This is a genomic window from Streptomonospora salina (assembly GCF_014204715.1).
GTDB lineage: Bacteria > Actinomycetota > Actinomycetes > Streptosporangiales > Streptosporangiaceae > Streptomonospora > Streptomonospora salina.
This window is the reverse complement of the sequence record NZ_JACHLY010000001.1, coordinates 4,578,363-4,598,856: the sequence shown is the minus strand read 5'-3', so window position 1 is coordinate 4,598,856 and position 20,494 is coordinate 4,578,363. Positions and strand designations below refer to the sequence as shown.

At 74.6% G+C, this 20,494-nt stretch carries 19 protein-coding genes; 11 read left to right on the top strand and 8 right to left on the bottom strand.

The features are described from left to right. Positions 1–204: 204 nt before the first annotated feature. From HNR25_RS20805 to HNR25_RS20785, 5 genes are all read left to right on the top strand, one after another. A complete protein-coding gene (locus tag HNR25_RS20805; RefSeq protein ID WP_312862660.1) occupies positions 205–1,239 on the top strand; it encodes an ATP-grasp domain-containing protein in 1,035 nt (344 codons plus the stop codon). Further along, a complete protein-coding gene (locus HNR25_RS20800; RefSeq protein ID WP_184637891.1) occupies positions 1,236–2,087 on the top strand; it encodes an inositol monophosphatase family protein in 852 nt (283 codons plus the stop codon). The genes HNR25_RS20805 and HNR25_RS20800 overlap by 4 nt, the downstream gene beginning before the upstream one ends. Before the next feature lie 102 nt (positions 2,088–2,189). Then, positions 2,190–2,633 carry a DUF1707 SHOCT-like domain-containing protein gene (locus HNR25_RS20795; RefSeq protein WP_184637889.1) on the top strand — a complete coding sequence of 148 codons (444 nt, stop codon included), beginning with the start codon at positions 2,190–2,192 and terminating at the stop codon, positions 2,631–2,633. Between the two features lie 155 nt (positions 2,634–2,788). Beyond that, entirely contained in the window at positions 2,789–3,217 is a 429-nt protein-coding gene (locus tag HNR25_RS20790) for a DUF1707 SHOCT-like domain-containing protein (RefSeq protein WP_184639623.1), read from the top strand. 33 nt (positions 3,218–3,250) lie between these two features. Further along, a complete protein-coding gene (locus HNR25_RS20785) occupies positions 3,251–3,703 on the top strand; it encodes a DUF1707 SHOCT-like domain-containing protein (protein ID WP_184637886.1) in 453 nt (150 codons plus the stop codon). A gap of 98 nt (positions 3,704–3,801) precedes the next feature. Here HNR25_RS20785 and HNR25_RS20780 read toward each other — a convergent pair whose 3' ends face one another. Next, complete coding sequence (locus tag HNR25_RS20780) at positions 3,802–4,299, bottom strand: DUF3145 domain-containing protein (RefSeq protein ID WP_312862659.1); 498 nt, start codon at positions 4,297–4,299, stop codon at positions 3,802–3,804. Positions 4,300–4,518: 219 nt separating this feature from the next. Between HNR25_RS20780 and HNR25_RS20775 the strand changes: the two genes are divergently transcribed. The 5 genes from HNR25_RS20775 (at position 4,519) to HNR25_RS20755 (ending at position 9,896) form a co-directional block, all read left to right on the top strand. Continuing rightward, positions 4,519–5,190: an RNA polymerase sigma factor gene (locus HNR25_RS20775; protein WP_184637882.1), complete on the top strand. Its 672-nt coding sequence runs from the start codon at positions 4,519–4,521 to the stop codon at positions 5,188–5,190. Between the two features lie 17 nt (positions 5,191–5,207). Continuing rightward, positions 5,208–5,732 (top strand): hypothetical protein, encoded by a 525-nt coding sequence (locus HNR25_RS20770; RefSeq protein WP_184637880.1) that lies wholly within the window; start codon positions 5,208–5,210, stop codon positions 5,730–5,732. A gap of 444 nt (positions 5,733–6,176) precedes the next feature. Continuing rightward, entirely contained in the window at positions 6,177–8,789 is a 2,613-nt protein-coding gene (locus HNR25_RS20765; protein WP_184637878.1) for a CHAT domain-containing protein, read from the top strand. A 68-nt stretch (positions 8,790–8,857) separates the two neighbouring features. Continuing rightward, positions 8,858–9,292 carry a DUF2203 domain-containing protein gene (locus HNR25_RS20760; protein WP_184637876.1) on the top strand — a complete coding sequence of 145 codons (435 nt, stop codon included), beginning with the start codon at positions 8,858–8,860 and terminating at the stop codon, positions 9,290–9,292. A gap of 127 nt (positions 9,293–9,419) precedes the next feature. Continuing rightward, positions 9,420–9,896 (top strand): DUF5709 domain-containing protein, encoded by a 477-nt coding sequence (locus HNR25_RS20755; protein ID WP_184637874.1) that lies wholly within the window; start codon positions 9,420–9,422, stop codon positions 9,894–9,896. A gap of 13 nt (positions 9,897–9,909) precedes the next feature. Here HNR25_RS20755 and HNR25_RS20750 read toward each other — a convergent pair whose 3' ends face one another. The 6 genes from HNR25_RS20750 to HNR25_RS20725 all read right to left on the bottom strand — a co-directional run bounded on the left by HNR25_RS20750 (position 9,910) and on the right by HNR25_RS20725 (position 17,070). Beyond that, positions 9,910–10,563 (bottom strand): MBL fold metallo-hydrolase, encoded by a 654-nt coding sequence (locus HNR25_RS20750; protein WP_184637872.1) that lies wholly within the window; start codon positions 10,561–10,563, stop codon positions 9,910–9,912. Between the two features lie 8 nt (positions 10,564–10,571). Further along, complete coding sequence (locus tag HNR25_RS20745) at positions 10,572–11,396, bottom strand: enoyl-CoA hydratase-related protein (RefSeq protein WP_184637870.1); 825 nt, start codon at positions 11,394–11,396, stop codon at positions 10,572–10,574. 103 nt (positions 11,397–11,499) lie between these two features. Beyond that, the gene (locus tag HNR25_RS20740) at positions 11,500–11,994 is read right to left on the bottom strand and encodes a peroxiredoxin (RefSeq protein ID WP_184637868.1); all 495 of its coding nucleotides are present in this window, start codon (positions 11,992–11,994) and stop codon (positions 11,500–11,502) included. Between the two features lie 9 nt (positions 11,995–12,003). Further along, positions 12,004–13,143: an alkaline phosphatase family protein gene (locus HNR25_RS20735; protein WP_184637866.1), complete on the bottom strand. Its 1,140-nt coding sequence runs from the start codon at positions 13,141–13,143 to the stop codon at positions 12,004–12,006. 145 nt (positions 13,144–13,288) lie between these two features. Then, positions 13,289–13,882 carry a DUF5998 family protein gene (locus tag HNR25_RS20730; protein ID WP_184637864.1) on the bottom strand — a complete coding sequence of 198 codons (594 nt, stop codon included), beginning with the start codon at positions 13,880–13,882 and terminating at the stop codon, positions 13,289–13,291. A 464-nt stretch (positions 13,883–14,346) separates the two neighbouring features. Continuing rightward, on the bottom strand, positions 14,347–17,070 hold the full coding sequence (locus tag HNR25_RS20725; protein WP_184637862.1) for a bifunctional acetate--CoA ligase family protein/GNAT family N-acetyltransferase: 2,724 nt from the start codon (positions 17,068–17,070) through the stop codon (positions 14,347–14,349). Between the two features lie 249 nt (positions 17,071–17,319). On the opposite strand from HNR25_RS20725, the gene HNR25_RS20720 reads away from it, so the two are divergent. Continuing rightward, positions 17,320–18,210, top strand: a complete 891-nt coding sequence (locus HNR25_RS20720) for a carbohydrate kinase family protein (RefSeq protein ID WP_184639621.1) — start codon at positions 17,320–17,322, stop codon at positions 18,208–18,210. 57 nt (positions 18,211–18,267) lie between these two features. On the opposite strand, the gene HNR25_RS20715 is transcribed toward HNR25_RS20720, so the two are convergent. After that, positions 18,268–20,463, bottom strand: a complete 2,196-nt coding sequence (locus HNR25_RS20715; protein WP_184637860.1) for a RecQ family ATP-dependent DNA helicase — start codon at positions 20,461–20,463, stop codon at positions 18,268–18,270. Positions 20,464–20,494 lie beyond the last annotated feature (31 nt).

Here is a 20,494-nt window from a genome sequence, read left to right as displayed (position 1 = left end):
ACCCCCCGCTTCCGGTTGTCGCGGGAACCGGAAGCGGTCATCAGCGGGCCGGACGGGCTCGGGCGGTCTAAGCTCGATGGACGGATGATCCGGACCGGGGGCGCCGCCCCGCCGGGGACGGTGCGCGGCGGCCCCGCTGCACCGCGCCCTCGCGGCCCCGAGCCGACCGTCCGCCCAGCCCGGCTCCTACCGAAAGGTCCATCGGTGTCCGCTGTAGAAGGTTCCGGCCCGACCACCGTCGTCGTCACCACCGCAGGCGCACCCCAGACCCCCGACACCATCCGGAATCTCCAGCGACAGGGCTACCGCGTGGTGGCCACCGACGTCGATCCCGCCGCACCCGGCCTGTACCTGGCCGACCGGTGCCACCTCGTCCCGCCGGGAACGAGCGGGGCCTACCTTCCCGCGATCCGCGGCATCTGCCTGCGCGAGGGCGCAGCCGCCCTGGTTCCGCTGGTCGACGAGGAGCTGGGCACGGTCGCGCGGCTGGCCGAGGACGGCATCGCGGTCCTGCTGCCCCACCCGGAGTTCGTGGCGACCTGCCTGGACAAGTACGCGCTGATGCGGCGCCTGGCCGACGCGGGGCTGCCGGTTCCGCGTACCCGGAAGGCGGCCGAATGGACCGGCCCGCCGGCGGACCCCCTCGTCGTCAAGCCCCGCTCGGGGCGCGGGAGCCGCGGCGTGGTGCGGCTGGGCTCGGCCGACCGGCTGGGGGCGCTGCTGGCCGGGACCGAGGGGCCCGCCGACGCCCTCATCGCCCAGGAGGCGGTCACCGGTACCGAGTTCACCGTTTCGGTGGTGGCCTGGCGCGACGGCGGGGTACAGGCGGTCGTGCCCAAGCAGGTCGTGCTCAAGCGCGGTGTCACCAAGTACGCGGTGACGCGCCGCCACGAGCGCATCGCCGACGTGTGCCGCGCCGTGCAGCGGGAGCTGCGCGCGGACGGGCCGTTCAACGTACAGCTGGCCCTGGACGCCGCGGGCGAACCGCGCATCTTCGAGATCAACCCGCGCTTCTCCTCCACGGCCGCGCTGACCCGGGCCGCCGGGGTCGACGAAGTCGGCGGCCTGCTGCGCCAGGCCACCGCCGGCGGGCCGCAGCTGGCCGACGACTGGCGCGAGGGAGTGGTCCTGGTACGCCGGTGGGCCGACGAGTTCGTCGACGAAGCGGACTTCGCCGGGGCGGGCCTCGACCCGGCCGCGGCCTCGCCGGCGGAGCCGGCCCTGGGGGTGGGGCCGTGAGCGCCGGTCCGAGCGGGGCCGACGCGCTGGCGGCCGGGGCCGAGCGGGCGGTCCGCGACGTCGGGGCGCTGCTGCGCGGCTGGCGCGCCGGCTCCGCGGCCGTCTCCGGCGCGTGGGAAGGCGACCAGTTCAAAGCGCGCGCCGACGCCATGGCCCACGAGGAGCTGTGTGCGCGGCTGGCCCGGGTCGATCCGGGAGCACCCGTGCTCAGCGAGGAGGATCCCGCGGGGCTCGGCGGCGGGCGGCCCGGCCGCTACTGGCTGATCGACCCGCTCGACGGCACGGCCAGCTACGTGCACGGCTTCCCCGGCTACGTCACCCAGGCGGCGCTGATCGAGCACCGCCGGCCCGTGGTCGCGGCGGTCTACGCCCCCGAGTCCGACCGCTGCTACACGGCCGTGCGCGGCCAAGGGGCGGCGGCCGACGGCGCCGGCCTGCGGATCGCCGATCGCGATCCGGGACCGGGGGCCGGCGCGGGGGTCCTCACCGACAACACCCCCGAGCCGCGCGGCATCGCCCGGGCCGCCTACACGCACTTCGGCTGCAGCGGCTACCTGGAATCGGGCAGTATCGCGCTGAAGCTGTGCCGCATCGCCGACGGCTCCGCGCACCTGTTCGTCAAGGACGTCGCGGTACGCGACTGGGATGTGGCGGCGCCGGGACTCGTGCTGGAGGAAGCGGGGGGCGGGCTGCTGCGTCTGGACGGCAGCCGGTTCGGCTTCACCGGCCCCTTCGAGGGGATCGGCGTGATCGGCGCCGCCGACGCGGCGGCCTGCGGCGCCGTCGCCGCCTGGAACCGCGGGCGGGGCGGTGCGCCCGCGGTTCCAGGCGGCGGCGCCGCCGCGTGAGTACTACTTCGGTCGTAGCGAGAATCCGCACCGGCGGGGGATCCCACACGCCGGTCCGCGCGTCTAACCTGTCAAGAGAACCGGCACGAGGAGGCGTGACAGTTGAGCCCCGATCTCACACCGCGCGATGAGCTCCGCGCCTCGGACGCCGACCGCGACGCCGTCGCGCGCCGGCTTTCCGACGCCCTCTCGGACGGGCGCCTGGACCTGGCCGAGCACCAGTCCCGGCTGGACTCGGCGATGGGCGCCCGCACGCTGGGCGAGCTCGCGCCGCTGACCACCGACATCCCCGATCCCGCGTCCCCCGATCCCGTACCGTCCGGTGCCGACCCCGTCGATCTCGCCCGTACCGGCGAGGAGAACGCGCCGCCGTCGCTGCGGGAGCGTACCGGCACGTGGCACGCCTGGATGGGCGGCGCAGCCGTGATGACGGCCGTGTGGTTGGTCTCCAGCATCGCGTCGGGCGCCGTGCAGGGATTCTGGCCGGTGATTCCGCTCGGCATCTGGGCGATGGTGATCGCCACGAGCGGCGGCTGCCGGCGCTGACGACCGGCGCCCCGCCGGCGGCAGGCGCCCGGCGGCTGTCGGCGGCGCCGCATTCGACCGCTTTCCTCCTGACCGCGCGCCGCGTATCGTGAAATTCCCATCATTCGTGCGGCAGGGGGTGGGCGTTGGACGACGAACGCGTCTCGGAACGCCGGATGCGCGCTTCGGATGCCGACCGCGACGCCTGCGCCGAGCGCCTCGCCACCGCGCTCTCGGAAGGCCGTCTCGACCTCGCCGAATACGAACGCCGCCTGGACGAGGCGATGGGCGCCGTGGTCGTGGGGCAGCTGCGGGCGCTGTACGCGGACTTGCCGGAGCCTCCGCCTCCGGCCGAACACGAGGACTCCGAACCCGCGGCCTCCGGCTCCGCCCGCTCCGCCCTGGTATCTCCGTGGAAGGACTGGGTAGACGAATGGCGATGGTGGCTCGGCGGCGCCGTCATCATGACCGGTGTCTGGGGCGTCACCAGCGCCATGCACGGTGATCTGCTGCCGTACTGGCCGCTGGTGCCGCTGGGGATCTGGGCCGCGATCCTGGTCGCCGCAGCCATCTGGCCCGACGAGAGTTCCGGGTCGCGCACATGAGCGTCACCGCTCCGGCTGGAGGGATCGACGAGTATGGATGACCGGGAGTTGCCTCCGGAGCAGATGCGGGCCGGAGACGCCGACCGCGACGCGTGCGCCGAGCGTCTGGCCGTCGCCCTGCGGGAAGGCCGGCTCGGATTCGACGAGTACCAGGACCGCTTGAACAGGGCCATCGGGGCCACGACCGTCGGTGAGCTGTCGCCGCTGACCCGCGACTTGCCGGAGCCGCCGGCGGTCCCCGAGCCGGCGGAGGAGGCCGGCGGCCGCGGCAAGCGTGTCAGCCCGGAATGGCGGGAGCGCCTGGAGCCCTGGCGCGGTCTGGCCTCCGTGTCCGTGGTACTGATCGGAATCTGGGGCGTGACCAGCATCATCGCCGCCGAGCCGGTGCTGTTCTGGCCGATGATCCCCATCGGGTTCATGTTCCTGTTCACCCTGGCCGGGGCCATCGCCGGGCCGCCGAGCGACCGCAATCACGACGGAGACTGACGACGGCCTCCACCGGGCACCGTGCTTCGCGGCTCCCGCCGTGCGCACTCCCGGCGGTTCCCGGGCCTCCTCCGCCGGGAGGGCGCTCCCGGCTCCCGTCAGCCCGCGGCGTGCAGCCAGCGCACCGGTGCGCCGTCGCCCGCATAGCGGAAGGGTTCGAGCTCCTCGTCCCAGATCCGCCCGGTGAGCCGGTCGAGTTCGGCCCCGAGGTCGACGCCCTCATGGGCTTGGGCGCGTTCGACGGCGTTGCGCAGCCGCGACTCCGACACCGTCACCTCGCCCGCGGCGCTGGTGACGGCGGTGAAGATCCCCAGAGTGGGGGTGTAGCTGTAGCGGACGCCGTCGCAACCGGGAGTGGCTTCCTCGGTGACTTCGTAGCGCAGCTTCTGCCAACCGTTGAGTGCCGAAGCGAGGGCACCGGAGGTGCCCGGGGCCCCCTGCCAGTTCAGTTCGGCGCGATGAGTTCCGGGAGCCGCCGGCTGGGAGCTCCATTCGAGTTTCACAGGCACGCCAACCACACCCGCGACCGCCCACTCGACGTGTGGGCACAGCGCCGCAGGCGCGGAGTGGACGTACAAGACGCCACGTGCGGACACCGAACCTCCTGATACGAACGAGTGCGCTTCCCCGACGCCCTCGTACCCGAAGAGGAGCTGTCCGTCCCTGGATTTTCCTGCGCCCATTGTGCCCCATCGGCCCCATCGGCACCAGGTCCGCCACGGCCGGATCCGGCGTTCCCCCCGCTTCCCCTCAGACGAGCGGCTATTGTTGCCCTGCGCGCGAGGCGGGAGGTGCGAGTCTACTGGGGGGTGCGAGTGGCTGACCAGTCCTACGCCGAGGCCTCGACGGGCGAGCTGGTGAAACGGGCCCTGAGCGACGACGAGACGGCGTGGGAGGCGCTGATCGACAGGTTCGCCGTGCGGGTGCACGCCGTCGTACGCAGCTACGGCCTGTCGCCGCACGACGCGCAGGACGCCGAGCAGACCGTATGGTCCAATCTGGCCGAGCACCTCTCCCGGCTCCGGACGCCGGACCGCGTCGGCCCGTGGCTGGCGACCGCCACCCAGCGCGAGTGCGGCAGAATCCGCCGACTGGCCCGGCGCGCCCCGCCCGCCGAACCCGAGTGGCTCCACGCGGTCGACCGCCGCAGCCCCGAGGAGATCACCGTGGCGGCCGAACGCGACTCGCTGGTGCGCCGCGCGATCGCCGCGCTGGCGGAACCCGATCGGACGGTGGCCGTCCTGGAGCTGCACGCCCCGCGCTCGCCCGCCCCCGACGTCGCCGAGTTCGCGGGACTGCGGCAGGCCGAGGTCCCGGCCGTGCGCCGCCGCGTCCGCCGCCGGCTGCAGCGCCTGCTCACCGAGCAGGGCTACGGGGCCGGCGCTCCCCGCGGCGACGGCGGCGCGGAGGAGGGGAGCGCCCGCACTGACCCGGGCGACGGCCGGGAACGGGACCGGGCCCGACCGGCGGGCCCGGGCAGGCGATGACCCAGGAAGGCACCCTCATGACCGGCAGCGACCCGGCGCCCGAGGGGGCGCCCCCGCTTTCGCAGGGCGAGGACGCCGGCGAGCCCGACCTCGACCGCCTCGTCGCCGAACTGCACGCCGAGCACGGCCCCGGCGGTCCCGTCAGCGGCGCGGTCCGCGCGGCGGCCCGAGCCGCCTACGCCGCACGCCGCGACGACGCGGTGATGACCGAGCTGCGCACCGACTCCGCCGACACTCCGGCCGCCGGCGTCCGCGACTCCGGCGCCCTCGCCGACGCGCCGCGCTACCTGCGTTTCGATACCGCCGACACCTCCGTGGGCGTGGAAGTCACCGCCGACGACGACCTGCGCACCCTGGTCGGGCGCATCGACCCGGCGGGCCCGACGCAGGTCGAGATACGCACGGCCCGGGGCAGCGCCTGGTCCGCCGTCGACGACGGCGGCTCATTCGTCGCCGCCGCCATACCCACCGGCCCGATCAGCCTCGTCCTCCACGGCTCCGCCGCCGAGCGCCCGGTCGCCACCCCCTGGCTCACCCTCTGAACGGCTTCCGGTGCCCGGCCCGTCCGTCACGGGCCCCGCGTCCCAGCGACGCCCGCCCCGCGGTCTCCGGCGAGGCCCGCAGCTCCGTCCGCGTCCCCGGCATCCGGGGAGGCGACCGACGCGCCGGCACCCCGTCCGCCCACCGTGCCCGGCCGGATTCCCGAACGTGTCCGGCACCGGGGCCGCGGTCCGGGCACGCGGGATTGGGGCGGTCCCCGGCCGCTGTTGCGGGCAGGCCGCCAGGGGGCGGTATGCCCGGTTGATGCGGACACTGCCGGGGCACGTACCGGGGGGATCCGGACAGGGCGGGCCTTCGCCCTACACGGATACGCAACCGGGTCGGTACCGTCGGTCACGTTGCGTATGCGGAAACGGCGGGCGCCGGCCGTGCGCTCAGCCCCGCTCCACTGACCCCCTCGCACCGGCGGCGAAAGGCACTGCCCCATGACCCCTGGGCGGACCGACGGCACCCTCGATCCCATCACTCTGGTCGCGCGCGACCCCGATCTGGCCCGGCGCCGGGCCGAACAGGTCCTCGGCGACGACTGCACCCCCACCACCCGGTCGATCGCCCTGCGGACCCTGGGCGCGGCCCGCCGCGAACTGGGCGACCCCGCCGGCGCCGAACGCCTGCTGCGCCAATCGGCGGCCGTCGCGGCGCGGGCGGGCGACCCCGAGCACGCGGCCCAGGCCCGCGCCTCCCGGCTGGGCCTGCTCGCCCTGCGCGGAAGCGGCGGATACGCGGCGCGCACCCTCGCCCGCCTGAGCGCCGACACCGCCTCGGCGCGCGCGATGCTGCTGACCCACCACGGCCTGGCGGCGGCCCAGCACGGCCGCTTCGACACGGCCGTCGCCGGGTTCGACGCGGCACTGGACGCCCTCGACGGCGACACGGACCGCAGCCTGCTGCCGGGAGTGCTGAGCAACCGCGGCCTGGCGCTGATGTACGCGGGCAGCCTCGCCGAATCCGCCGCCGACCTCGAAGGCGCGCTCAGCCGCGCCTCCGACAGCGGGCAGACCGCGCTGCGCGGAGTCGCGCTGCAGAACCTCGGCTGCCTCGCGGTGCGCACCGGCGACCCGGCCCGCGCGGTCGCCTGCTTCGGCGAGGCCGAGCGCCTCGTCCCGGCGCAGCGGCTGCCGCTGGTGCGCATGGACCACGCCGACGCGCTCCTGGCGGCGGGTATGCACCGCGAGGCCGCGCGGATGCTGGGCGGACTGGGCGAACTGGGCGCCGCCTCGGGGCGGTACGGCGGCGGCCGGGCGACCACGGAGGCGGCGACGGCGGGACTGCTGCAGGCCAAAGTCCTGCTGGCGCGCGGGGACACCCGCGCCGCACGCGGCCTCGCCCGCCGGCTGCGACGCGGCTTCAGCGACGACTCCCTCTGGGCCGAACTCGCCCGCCTGATCGAATGGTCCGCCCGCCACAGCGCCGTGCCCGCGCAGCGCTCGGCCCCGCCGCGGTTCACCCGGCCTTCGACCCGCCGGGGACCGGCGAACGGGGGCGCCGGCCCCGGGCCGGGCGCGGCGCCGCCGAACCCGCGCCGCGACGACACGCACCGCTGCCCGCCGCCCGCAGGCGCCGGCTCCGGCTGCGCCGACACCGCCGAAGCCGCCACGGCCCTGGCGCACTGCGTCCACAGCGCTCCGCTGGGGCCGGTGTCGGCGATGCTTCCGTCGGGCCCCGAAGCCGCGGCGCTGCGCGTCATCGCCGCCGGCGACCACCGGTCCCCCCGCGGCCGGCTGGTGGACCCGCCCGGCGGGCACCGGCCGGCCCGCCACCTGGAACTGATCGTCCACGCCCGCGCCCACCGGCGCGAGGTCGCCGCGGCGGGCGCACGCGCCGCACTGCGCGCGGGCGATGCGCCGGCGGCGCTGGACTGGACCGAGTTCGCCTCAGCACCGGCGCTGCCCGCGGGTCCGTGCCGCAACGGCCCGTGGCTGGACCTGCTGGACCGGTGCCGCGCCCTGCACGCCCGCGCGCACCGCGGAGACGCCGCCGCCCGGCGCGAACTCCCCGCGCTCGCCGAAACCCTGAGCACGGCCCAGTGGCACGCCGACTGCATGACCGCCGAGAGCGGCGGCGCACCGTCCCGGCACGAACCGCCGGCGGCCGCGGCGCTGTCCCGGAACCTGGCCGGCCGCGCCTTCGTCCGCTATGTCCGCGTGCACGGCACGGACACCGCGATCACCGTCGTCGACGGCCGCACGCGCCTGCACCCGCTTCCGTCCGCGCCCGCCGTCGAGGACGCCGTGGCGAAACTGTCCTACGCCGCCCGCACGCGGGTGCTGTCGGGAGACGAAGAGACGTCTGCTCCCGACGGCGTCGCGGCGGCGGCCCGCCGCGTCGATCGCCTGCTGATCGGTCCGGTCTCCGAAACGGTCGGCGACCGGCCCCTGGTGATCGCCCCGTCTCCCCCGGTACAGGCGCTGCCGTGGGGCCTGCTGCCGAGTCTGCGCGGCCGCGAGGTCAGCGTGGCGCCCTCGGGCCGGGCCTGGCTGGCAGGCGGCGGCGCCGACGCGGACCCGCCGACCGGGCCCGGGCGGGTGGTGCTGGCCGCCGGTGGCGCTCCCCAGGGCGCCGCCGGCGAGGTGGGGGCGCTCGCGTCGGTGTACCCGGGCGCCGCGGTACTGCGCGGCGCAGAGGCCCGCGTCGAGCAGGTGCTGCGGGCGGCGGCGGGCGCAGGCGTCGCCCACCTGGCCGCGCACGGTTCGGCGTCGGCGCAGACTCCGATGCTCGCGGCGGTGCGGATGGAGGACGGGCCGCTGTTCGCCTACGACATCGAACGCCTCTCCCGCGCACCGCGGGTGACCGTGCTGTCGTCGTGCTGGGTGGGCGGCGCGATGCCGGCGTCGTCGGGGGCTCCCCTGGGAATGGCCGCGTCGCTGCTCGCGATGGGCGGCCGGGTCGTGGTCGCCGGCGTGCTTCCGGTCAGCGACCGGACCGTCGGATCCGCCATGCTGGGGTTCCACCGGGCGCTGCGCGCAGGGACCGCGCCCGCCCGCGCCGTCGCCGACCACCTCGCCGGGGCCGGCTTCGTCTGCTACGGCACCGGATGAAGCGGCCGGGGCGGGCGCGGCCGCGCCCGCCCCGGCGCCGGAACCCGGGAATGGTCTAGCGTTCGGGTATGGACGACGACGCCGCACCGCCTCCCGCCGACCCGTTCGCCGAGGGCCGCAGCAGCGAACCGCACGTTTTCACCCTCGCCGAGGCCCGCGAACTCATGCCCGACGTCCACCGCACGGCGGACGAACTGGTCACCCTGCGCGCCGACCTCGCCGAACTCGCCGCCGATCTGCGCGGCGGTGATTCGGCGCTGGGCGGGCGTGCCGAACTGAAGGCCGCCGAGGCCCGGCTGATGGAGCTGCAGAGCTGGTTCGCCGACACCGGAATCGAGGTCAAGGGCATCGCGCCGCTGCTCATCGACTTCCCCGCTCTGCTCGACGGGGTATCGGTGCGGTTGTGCTGGCTTGAGGGCGAATCCGAACTCGGCTGGTACCACCGCACCGACCTCGGTTTCGTCGGCCGGCGCCCCCTGCCCGACCGCACCTCGCCGTTCTGAAACCGGTTCTGAAAACCGCTCTGAAAGCGGCGCGGGCGCGCGTGCTCCGCCGAGCCGGCCGTCGGCCACTGCCGGGGCCCGGGTCGGCGGGCGGTTACGCGCCCCGGGACCGGGATAGCGGGCGGACATGAGTGAGAACCGCCCGGAGGGCCGGAACCCGGAGGACCCGGTCAACGACACCGCCGCCGACTGGGAGGAAGCGGGGCTGCCGGCGCAGGAGGACAGCACCGAGGACCAGTCGCTGCCGGGCCGCGTGCCCGAGGGCACGGGTGAGTCCGGGGCGGCCGGCACCGAGAAGGAGTCGGGTAGACCGTTCGAGGAGTCCGGAGAGCCCTTGGACGAGGCGCTCGCGCGTGACCGGCCCGACGTCCCCGGCGCCGTGGGCAGCACCGCCCGCACCGCCGACGAGTTCCCGCCGCCGGCCCCCGAGCAGGAGCCCGGCGGGGTCCGCGTCGTCGCGACGGACGAGGGTGTCCGCGAGCACCACGAGGACACCTTGATCGCCCGCGACCCGGGGGCCGACCACGAGGCTTACAGCGCCGAGGAGAGCGCCGTCCGCCGGGAGGACGAACCCGCGGACGCCGAGGAGTCGGACCTTCCTTGACGCCGCCGGGCGCTCACCAGCCGCGGGCGTGCCACTCCCCGAGGTTGGGGCGCTCCGTGCCGAGCGCGGTGTCCTTCCCGTGGCCGGGGTAGACCCAGGTGTCGTCGCCGAGGACGCCGAACACGCGCTCCTCCACATCGGTGATCAGGGACCGGAACTCCGCCGCCGAGCCCGTCTTTCCGACGCCGCCGGGGAAGAGGCTGTCGCCGGTGAACAGGTGCGTGCGGCCGCCGGGCTCGTCGTAGCGCAGCGCGATCGACCCGGGTGTGTGGCCGCGCAGGTGGATCACCTGGAGTTCGCACTCCCCCACGGGCACGCGGGAACCGTCCTCGACGGGCTCGTCGACCGACACCGGAAGCTCGTCGGCGTCGTCCGGATGCGCGACGGTGCGCGCTCCCGTGGTCCCGACCACTTCGGCCAGCGCACCCCAGTGGTCGGGGTGGCGGTGGGTGGTGACGGTACGGGCCAGACCGTCCTGCCCGATGAGCTCCAGGATCCGGTCGGCCTCGGCGGCCGCGTCGATCAGCACGGCCTCGCCGGTGCGGCGGCACCGCAGCAGGTAGACGTTGTTGTCCATCGGCCCGACGGCCAGCTTGCTGATGGTGAGCTCGGACAGTTCACGTACGTCGGCGGGTCCGCCGACCCGCGTATCTCCTGAGTAAGTCACGTCGTCCATTACAGCACCCAACTCGGGGATCTCTTCTCCCGGAACGCGGCACGGCCTTCGGCAGCGTCCTCGCTTGCGAAATGCTTTGCGGACAGCTCGCCCATGCGGGCGATCTCCGCGGCGCGCTCCTGCGGCGGCACCGCCGCGGCGCGCCCGAGCAGGTCCTTGGTCGCGCTCAGCGCCCGGGGGGCGGCTGCGCGGAAGCCGTCCAGGACCGCTTCGGTCTGCGGATCCAGCTCGTCGCGCGCCACGGCGGTCGTCACCAGTCCGGCCTCGGCCGCCGCCGCGGCACTGAACTGCTCCCCGGTCAGGAAGTAGCGCGCGAGCTGTCGGTCGTGCATCCGGGCGGCGACCGGCACCGAGATGATCGCCGGGACGACGCCGATGCGCACCTCGGTGAAGGCGAACGTGGCGTCGTCGGGAGCCACGGCGATGTCGGCGGCCGCCACCAGGCCGATACCGCCGGCGCGGGCCGGGCCGTTGAGCTTGGCGACCACGGGTTTGGGCGCATCCATGATCGCGGAGAACAGTTCGGGCATGCCGGGAGCGGGGACCGGCGGCGGCTGTCCGGCGCGCTCGGCCGCGACCTCCGCGAGGTCGGCGCCGGCGCAGAAGGCCGGTCCCGCGCCGGTGAGCACCACCGCCCGTACGGCGCCGTCGTCCATCGCGGCGGCGAGCTCGGCGGCCAGCTCGGCGCGCAGCCGCGCCGACAGCGCGTTGCGGTTGGCCGGTGAGTCCAGCGTGATCTCGGTTACGCCGCGCTCGGTGGCGCTGCGCACCAGCGGGCCGGTCGCCCGCGCCGCGCCCGTCACCGACTCGTCGTGCTCGGCCATGTCCCGGCGGCCCCTTCCGTTGTGCCGTGTGGTCGCCCGACGCGCGCCGGGGTCGGGCCCGAGCGGGCCCGGCGGGCCCGCACCGGCAGGTGCGCCGCGCGGCTCACTCGCCGCGCCCGTCCCGCTCTCCGGCTGCGCGCAGTTCCCGCAGGGCGCGCAGGGCACCGTCGGCGTGGGCCTGCATGCGCAGCTCACTGGCGACCGTGTGCCGGATCCGCCGGTCGGTGTCGATCACGAACGTGGCGCGGCGAGTCGGCGCCAGCGAACCCAGCGGACCGCCGCGGCGGACGCCGTAGCTGCGGGCGACGGCGCCGTCGGGGTCGGCCAGGAGCGGGTAGTCGAATCCGTTCTTGTCGGCGAAGGCGCGCTGGGTGTCGACCGCGTCGGCGCTGATCCCCACACGCTGGGCGCCCACGTCGGCGAACTCGGCGGCGAGGTCGCGGAAGCGGCAGCTCTCGGCGGTGCAGCCCGGTGTCATGGCGGCCGGGTAGAAGAACAGGACGACGGGGCCGCCCTCGGCCAGTAGCCCGGCGAGGGTGCGGGCGGTGCCGTCCTGGTCGAGCAGTTCGAAGTCGGGAGCGGGGTCCGGGGAGTTCACGGGGACACCTTAGGCCACGGTGCCGACCCGCAACAGAGGCACCCGCAGCTCGTCGGCGGTGAGCGAGCCGTGGTGGCCGATCAGTCCGCTGACGGTGCGTTCGGCCTCGGGGGCGACCAGGACGGTGTTGGCGCGTGCCAGGACGAGGACGTCGCCGATGCGGGGCCGCACGGCGTCCTCGACGTCGCCGAACAGACCCCGGTCCGACGCTTCGGCGCGAGTGAGGACCAGCGCGCGGTCGTCCAGGAGCTCGCGCCAGGCAGCGGCGACGTCGGCGGCGGCGCCGTCGCGGGTGTAGATGTGGCGGGCGCGCGGCTCGCCCGCACGCAGGCGCACGCCCGCGTTGAAGGCGGGCTCGGACTCGATGTCGATACGGGTGCCGGGCGCGGTGTCGACCATGCCGTGATCGGCGGTGATGTACAGGGCGGCGTCGGGCGGCAGGGAGTCGGCGATCCGCTCGGCGAGGCGGTCGACGTAGCCCAGATGCGTCCGCCAGTGGGGCGAGTCGACGCCGTGGACGTGGCCGAGGGAGTCGAGGTCGGAGTGGTAGACGAAGGCGTACACGCGGTCGTCGCCTTCCAGCGCCTCGCCGGCGCGTACGGCGAGGTCGGTGATGCTGTCGGCTCCGACGTAGCGGCCGCCGCGCGCGCTGGCGCGGCTCAGTCCGCTGCCGCGGTAGGCGCCGGCGGCGATGTAGGCGGTGCGGACACCGGCGCGCTCGGCACGCTCGTAGGCGGTGGTGTGCGGCTGCCAGTTCTCCGGCACGATGTCGGGGGCGCCCCACCGCAGCTGGTTCAGCACGCGCTCGGTACCGGGTACGGCGACCTGGTAGCCCACGACGCCGTGCCGGCCGGGCGGACGGCCGGTGCCCACGGTCGTCAGACTGGTCGCGGTGGTGGTGGGGCAGCCGGCGGAGATGGGCGATCCGGTCTCCAGCAGCCCGGCCAGGAACGGCGCATGCCTGCGGTTGGCACGCAGCGCTTCCCAACCCATGCCGTCGACGAGCAGCACGCAGGCGCGCCGCACCGGCGGCAGTCCCAGCGCGTCGGCCTCTCCGGCGACGCCCAGGGACGCCAGGACCGAGGTGGTCAGCGAAGCCAGCGAGGCGCCGTAGCGGGGGGCGGTGAGGTCGTCGGTGTCGGCGGGCACGAGCGGGTTCCTTCCGTGTGTCTGCGTTGGCGTCGAGCGTCTGCCGAGGGCCGGACCGCCGCCCTCCCCCGGTTCCCCGGCGCGCCCGCGCCGCGTGGGGCGCCGTCGGCCGCCCCGGCGTCCGCCGCCGCTCCTGCCCGGCGGCTCAGGTTCCGGTGGCCTCGCACAGCACGTCGGTGAAGTGGATCAGGTTGGACACGGAGTCGGTGCCGTCAGCGGTCTGGCTGACCCGCACGGTCAGCGGCTCCGCGGTGACGGCGCCGGTGTAGCCGTGGTCGAGTTCGCAGGAGTCGTCGTTGCACGAGGCGGGCTCAAGGTCGATGTTGGCGATCGCGCCGGGGCTCACCCCCACGGCGATGCTGAGGACGGCCTCGCTGGGCGCGGTCCCGGGCACGTAGTTGGCGGGGTCGGAGACGACGCGGGTCAGCGCCACCGACTGGATGTTGCCGAGCCGGATGGCGTCGGTGGTGGTGGATGCGTGCGGGCGGCCCCCCGATTCGGCGGGCGGGTGCTCGTCGGTGTGGCACACGAGCAGCCGCGTGGGAGTCAGAAGCAGGACGGTGATGTGCCGCCGCATCTCCAGAGCAGGGTCGAAGGTGGCCTCGTGGTGGACGACGAAAGCCTCGGCCTCCTCCTCGCCGAGGGCTGTGGCGACGGCGTCGATCACCAGGGCCGGATAGTAGCCGCTGCGCTCGATCTCCAAGCGCCAGTCGGTGGACACGGCACGCGTTTTCCTCATGCTTCCATCCTGCCTTCTTCTGGCGACCGATCGCACATGCCGGCGCCCGATCCCGACGCCGGATCCGAACGATCCCGCGCGGACGTGGAACACGCGGCGCCGGCGGGTAGCACCCGGGGCATGTACGCAACCGTGCCTCCAGTACCGGCGCCCCCGGATCCCGGCGGTCCACCGTTGCCGGACCCGGACCCGGGGCCGCTACCGCCCGACCCCGGCCCCGAGCCGGGCCCCGGACCGCTGCCGCCGGATCCCGAGCCTCAGCCCGACCCGGCCTGAGCGTCCGCCCCGCGTGGCCGCCGCTATCGCGGCCGCACACGGTGGGCGGATCGGGACGCGCGTGTCGGCCGCCCCGGCGGGGCGGCGGACGCGCGCCGCGGAGCGGCGGACCGCGCCGCCCGATACCCGATAGCCGCCGAGCCGGACCCGACCGGGCCGAACAGGCGGGTCGGGCCGGCCCCGGCGGGCTAGAAGGTCACGTTGCGCAGGCGCCGCGGCCCGGAGTCCATGCGGCGGTCGGGCGATTCCCGCAGCCACACCCGCGATCCGAGCACGTGGGCGCCCGAGGAGTTGACGATCACCGGGTCGAGCTCGATATGGGCGACCTCGGGGAAGGCGTCCACGAGCCGCGACACCCGCACCAGGGTCTCCTCCAGGGCCTCGATGTTGGGTTGCTCGGCCAGGCTGGTCGCCCCGGCGGGCAGGCCGAACAGCAGCGGGGCCGCGCGGACGGCGTGCACCAGGTCGGAGGCGTCGGTGTCGGTGAGGGGGGCGAGCCGGAAGGCGCGGTCGTCGAGCAGTTCCGCCGTCACATCCGCCAGTCCGAACCCCACCACCGAGCCGAACGAGGGATTCTCGCCCGCCCGGATGACCGTCGGCACCCCCGGAACGACCATGGACTGCACCACGAGCTTCGCGTCGGGCCCCAGCCGCTCCTCCATCGCGACGAAAGCGCCGCGCACGTCGGTGGCCGTGTGCAGGTCGGCGCGGATGCCGGTGCCGCCGGCCCGCAGCCGCAGGTCGAGGGCGTTGGCCTTGACCACCACCGGATACCCCAGCCGCTCGGCCGCCTGCACCGCCTCGTCGGCGCCGGAGACCGGGATGAAGGGCACGGCGTCGACTCCGTAGCAGGACAGCAGCGCGTAGGCGGTCTCGCGGTCGGCGGCCGACTCGTCGTCGAGCACGGGTTCGCTGGTGAACCAGACGGGCTTGCCCGCGTCCTCGTCCTGGGCGCCCCGGTCCCGGGCCTCGTCGATGACGGACCGCGCCCGCGCGCCGTCGATGTCGGCGAGCTCCGGGTGGCGGCCGCTTTCGCGCTCGCGCCAGAGCGCGTAGCGGGTGGCCTGGGCCAGGGCCCGCACCGCGTCTTCGGGGGCGGGATAGGAGGGGATCGATCCGGCGGCGGTCTCGCCGTTGTCGCCGATCCGGCGCAGTTCGGAAGGCAGCCCCTGGTAGCCGAGGTAGGTCGTGACGATGGGCTTGTCCGCGGTGGCGGCCCGGGCGCGCATGACTTCGGCGACGTCGTCGGAGATGGGGGTCAGGGCGGGGATGAACACCACGACCACGGAGTCGACGGAGTCGTCGGCGAGCAGTTCGGCCAGCGCCCGGTCGAAATCCTCGGCGGTGGCGGTCGGTCCCAGCGCCCGGGGATCGCGGGGTTTGAGGCCCTGGCGCACGGAGGCGTCCTTGGCGAGCAGGCCCAGCGAGTCGGAGTTGCCCACGATGCCCATCCGCGGTCCGGCCGGCAGCGGCTGGTAGGCGAAGAGCTGCGCGACGTCGAACATCTGGGTGATGTCGTCCACGCGCACGACCCCGGCCTGCTCGAACAGGGAGGTCACCGCGTAGTCGGGGAGCGAGAGCGCGCCGGCCGCGTGGCCGGTGGGCACGCCCGCGGAGCCGCCGCTGCGCACCGCCACCACCGGCTTCTCCTTGGCCAGGCGGCGGGCCAGGCGGGTGAACTTGCGGGGGTTGCCCAACGACTCCAGGTACTGCAGCACGACCTTGGTGGCCGAATCCTCCTGCCAGTACTGCACGAGGTCGTTGCCCGAGACGTCGGCGCGGTTGCCGGCCGAGACGAACGTCGACAGCCCCATGCCGCGCTCGGCCACGCGCTGCAGGATGGCCCGGCCCAGCGCTCCCGACTGGGAGAAGAAGCCGATGGGTCCGCGCGGGGGAACGTAGGGGGCCAGGGTGGCGTTGAGCGAGATCGCGGGGTCGGTGTTGGCGATGCCCAGGCAGTTGGGGCCGATCACCCGCATGCCGGCGGCGCGCGCCGTACGGACGAGCTCGTCCTGGCGTTCGCGCCCTTGGGTCCCGGTCTCGCCGAAGCCGGAGCTGACGACCACCAGCCCGTGGACGCCCTTCTGCGCGCACTCCTCGACGACGTCGACGACCATGTCGGCGCGCACGGCCACCACCGCCAGGTCGACGTCGTCGGGAACGTCGAGGATGCTGGCGTAGGCGCGCACGCCCGCCACGGCCTTGGCGGTGGGGTGCACGGGATAGACCGGGCCCTGGAAGTCGCCGGCCAGCAGGTTGCGCAGCGCCGACTGGCCGATGGTGTGGGAGGTGCGGCTGGCGCCGATCACCGCGACCGAGTCGGGGAAGAGCAGGCGTGCGATCGAGCGCGACTCCGCGCGCTGCTCGCGGGCGCGCATGACCTCTTCGGCGTCGAGCGTGGGTTCGAGGTCCAGGGTGAGGCGGATGACGCCTTCGTCGAAGGACTGCTGAGCGGTGTAGCCGGCCTCGCGGAAGACGTTGATCATCCGCCGGTTCTCCGGCAGCACGTCGGCGATGAACCGGCTCAGCCCGCGCTCCATGGCAGCGGCGGCGATGTGCTCCAGCAGTACCGACGCCAGCCCGCGGCCCTGGTGGGAGTCTTCGACGACGAAGGCGACCTCGGCCTCGTCGGGGCCGACTTTGTCGTAGCGCACCACCGCCACCATGACGTCGGAGATGGTGGCGATGAGCGCCACCCGGTTCTCGTAGTCGACGTTGGTGAAGCGTTCCACGTCGCGCGTGGAGAGCTTGGGGTAGGGCGCGAAGAAGCGGTAGTAGACGGTCTCGGGCGAGAGGCGCTCGTGGAACGCGCGCAGGAGCTCGCCGTCGTCGGTGGTGATGGGGCGCAGGTGGGCGGTACCGCCGTCGGTGAGGACGACGTCGGCTTCCCAGTGGTTCGGGTATGACTGCACGGTTTGAGCCTATTCGAATCGTCGGCGGGCGTGGCACACATCACGCCGCCCGCGCCGTTTCCGCATCGCGGGCGGGGCGCGCGAGCGCGGTTTCGGGCACCAAGCCCGATATCACGCAGCTCTGCCACTTCGTTACCCGACGTCTCCCTCTAACCTGTTAACGTCTATCAGCACACAGGCTCTTCGGGCATGGTCGCGCATAGTCCCCCATATCGGGGCCGCAAGGTGGTGGGCAAGGCAATGGCACGAGTGGTCGTGATCGGCGATCTCATGACCGACAGCGTCGCACGGGCGTTCTACCCTCTCGCGCGCGGGAGCGACACCCCGTCGTCCGTACAGACCTACGGCGGGGGCTCGGGTGCCAACGTGGCCGCGTGGCTGGCCATGGAGGGGGCCGACACCATCTTCGTGGGCCGCCGCGGATCCGACATCACCGGTCGCACCCGCGAAATGGAGCTCATGGGCTACGGGATCGACTCCCGCCTGGTCATGGACCCCGAACGCCCGACCGGTACCTGCGTCGTCATGATCACCCACAAGGGCGACCGCACGATGCTCAGCGACCCCGGCGCCAACGCCCGCTTGCAGCCCGAGGACCTTCCCCGCGACGTGTTCGGCCCGGACGGCCACCTGCACGTCTCCGGCTTCACCCTGATCAACCCCGACTCCCGCCGCGCCGGCCGCATGGCCCTGCGCATGGCCCGCGAGTCCGGAATGTCGATCTCGGTGGACGGCGGCTCGCACGCTCCGCTGGAGCGCGCGGGTGCGGAGAACTTCCTGGACTGGACCGACGGCGCGCGGCTGCTGTTCGCCAACACGCGCCAGGCCAAGGTCCTGACCGGCAGGGAGGACCCCGAGGCCGCCGCCAAGGTGCTCACGGCCTGGTTCCCCGACGTGGTGCTCAAGCTGGGCGACGAGGGCGCGCTCTGGGCTTCCAAGAACGGTGACGCCCCCGAGAGGGTGCCGGCCGAGCCCGTCGAGCCCTCCCCCGGATCGATCGGCGCCGGCGACGCGTTCATCGCGGGGTTCCTGCCGCCCTGGCTGGGCGGCAAGCACCCCAAAGACGCCCTGAACCGCTCCCAGAACCTCGCCGCCCGGGCGCTGCACCAGCCGGGAGCCCGCCCCGACCTGGGCGACTGAGCCCCGCGCCGAAGGCGGCGTGCCCGGCACACCGCGCGCATCGGGCTCCGGAGCCGGTCAGCTCTTCGCCGCCAGAACCAGCGGCAGGACCTCCTGTGCGCCGGCCCGCTTCAGCAGCCGGGCGGCCACCGCAACGGTCCAGCCGGTATCGGTCTGATCGTCGACCAGCAGCACCGGGCCGCCCAGTGCTTCCACCCCCGCGGCGACCGGGGGCGGAACCGCGAGTGCGCGGTGGACCTGGGCCAAGCGCTGGGCGCTGTTGTGGCGGCGCGGTCCCGGCCCGTCCTCGGGGTCGGTGTAGGCGAGGGCACCCACCGGCTCCAGCCGGCCCGTCTCGCACAGGCGCCGGGCCAGGTCGGCGATCAGGCGGGGCCGGGTGCGCGAAGGCAGGGCGACCACACCCGCCGGGCGGCGGTTCCAGGACCAGTCGGCGAGGACGCCGACGAGCCCCTGGAACGCGCGCTCGCCCACCGGCTCGTCGGGGGACTCGGGGTTGAGCAGCCGCCGCAGCTCGGCGCCCCAGCCGATATCGGTGAGCCGGGCCAGCGCACGGCCCTGTTCCGCCCGATCGTCGGGATCGATCTTGCCGGAGAGGTCGATCCCCAGTGCGGCCATACCCGAGGGCCACTGCTTGCGGGGCGCCACCGCGACACCGGGGCGGTCCAGGTGGCGGGCGGCGGCCTCGCGGTCGCCGTCGTCGACCGATGCGGCCGGCGGCGCCCCGGCGCAGTTGTCGCACCGTCCGCAGGGCTCGGCCCCGGGATCGTCGAGCTGGCTCCGCAGGAACTCCATGCGGCAGGAGCCGGTGGCGATGTAGTCGAGCATCGCCTGCTGCTCGTGCTCGCGGGCCGCCGCGACGGCGGCGTAGCGCTCGGTGTCGTAGGCCCAGGGCTCGCCGGTGGCCACCCAGCCGCCGCGCACTCGCCGCACCGCTCCGTCGACGTCGAGCACCTTCAGCATCTGCTCCAGCCGACTGCGCCCGAGGTCCACCCGGGTCTCCAGGCGCGGCAGGGACAGCGGCTCGCCCGCTTCGGCCAGCACGTCCAGCGCGTGGCGCACGGTCTCTTCCGCGGGAAACGCCATCGAAGCGAAATACGACCAGATCTCGCGATCCTCCCGGCCGGGCAGGAGCACGGCCTCGGCGCGCTCCAGCCCGCGCCCGGCCCGGCCGACCTGCTGGTAGTAGGAGATCGGCGATTGCGGGGCCCCCAAGTGCACGACGAAGCCCAGGTCGGACTTGTCGAACCCCATGCCCAGTGCGCTGGTGGCCACCAGCGCCTTGGTGCGGTTGGCCAGCAGGTCGTCCTCGGCGCGGCGGCGCTCGTCGGGATCGGTCTGGCCGGTGTAGGCGCACACGTCGTAGCCGCGTTCGGCCAGGAAGGCGGCGGTGTCGTTGGCGGCGGCGACGGTGAGGGCGTAGACGATGCCGGACCCGGGCAGCTCGTCCAGGCGCCGGGCCAGCCAGCTCCAGCGCGCGGGAGTGTCGGCCAGTTCGACCACCGACAGGCGCAGGCTGGCCCGGTCCAGTCCGCCGCGCAGAACCAGGGTGGCGGCGCCGTCGCCGGTCTCCAGCTGCTCGGCGACGTCGCGGGTGACGCGTCCGTTGGCGGTGGCGGTGGTGGCCAGCACCGGGGTGTCGGACCCGAGCCCGCGCAGCAGCGTGCGGATGCGGCGGTAGTCGGGCCGGAAGTCGTGGCCCCAGTCGGAAATGCAGTGGGCCTCGTCGACGACGAGCAGGCCGGCGCCCGCGGCGAGCTCGGGCAGGGCCCGGTCGCGGAAGTCGGGGTTGTTCAGCCGTTCGGGACTGACCAGGAGAACGTCGACCTGTCCGGCGGTGATCTCGGCGTAGATCGCGTCCCAGTCGTCCAGGTTGGCGCTGTTGATCGTGCGGGCGCGGATGCCGGCCCGTTCGGCGGCGGCGATCTGGTTGCGCATGAGCGCCAGCAGCGGGGAGACGATGACCGTGGGGCCCGCCCCGGCGGCGCGCAGCAGTGCCGTGGCGACGAAGTACACCGCCGACTTGCCCCACCCGGTGCGCTGGACGACCAGGGCGCGGCGGCGCTCGGCCACCAGAGCGCGCACGGCGCTCCACTGGTCCTCACGCAACTGCGCGGACTCGCCGGCCAATGCGCGCAGCCGCTCCTCGGCGGCCTGCCGCAGCGCGGCCTCGTCGCCGGGGCCCGCTGCCGCCGCGGTGGGCTCGGAGGAGGACGGGGGTGCGTGTTCCGCCCCGAAGGGCGCAGGGGTCACCATGGCCCCTTGTTATCAGAGTCCGGCCCCGATA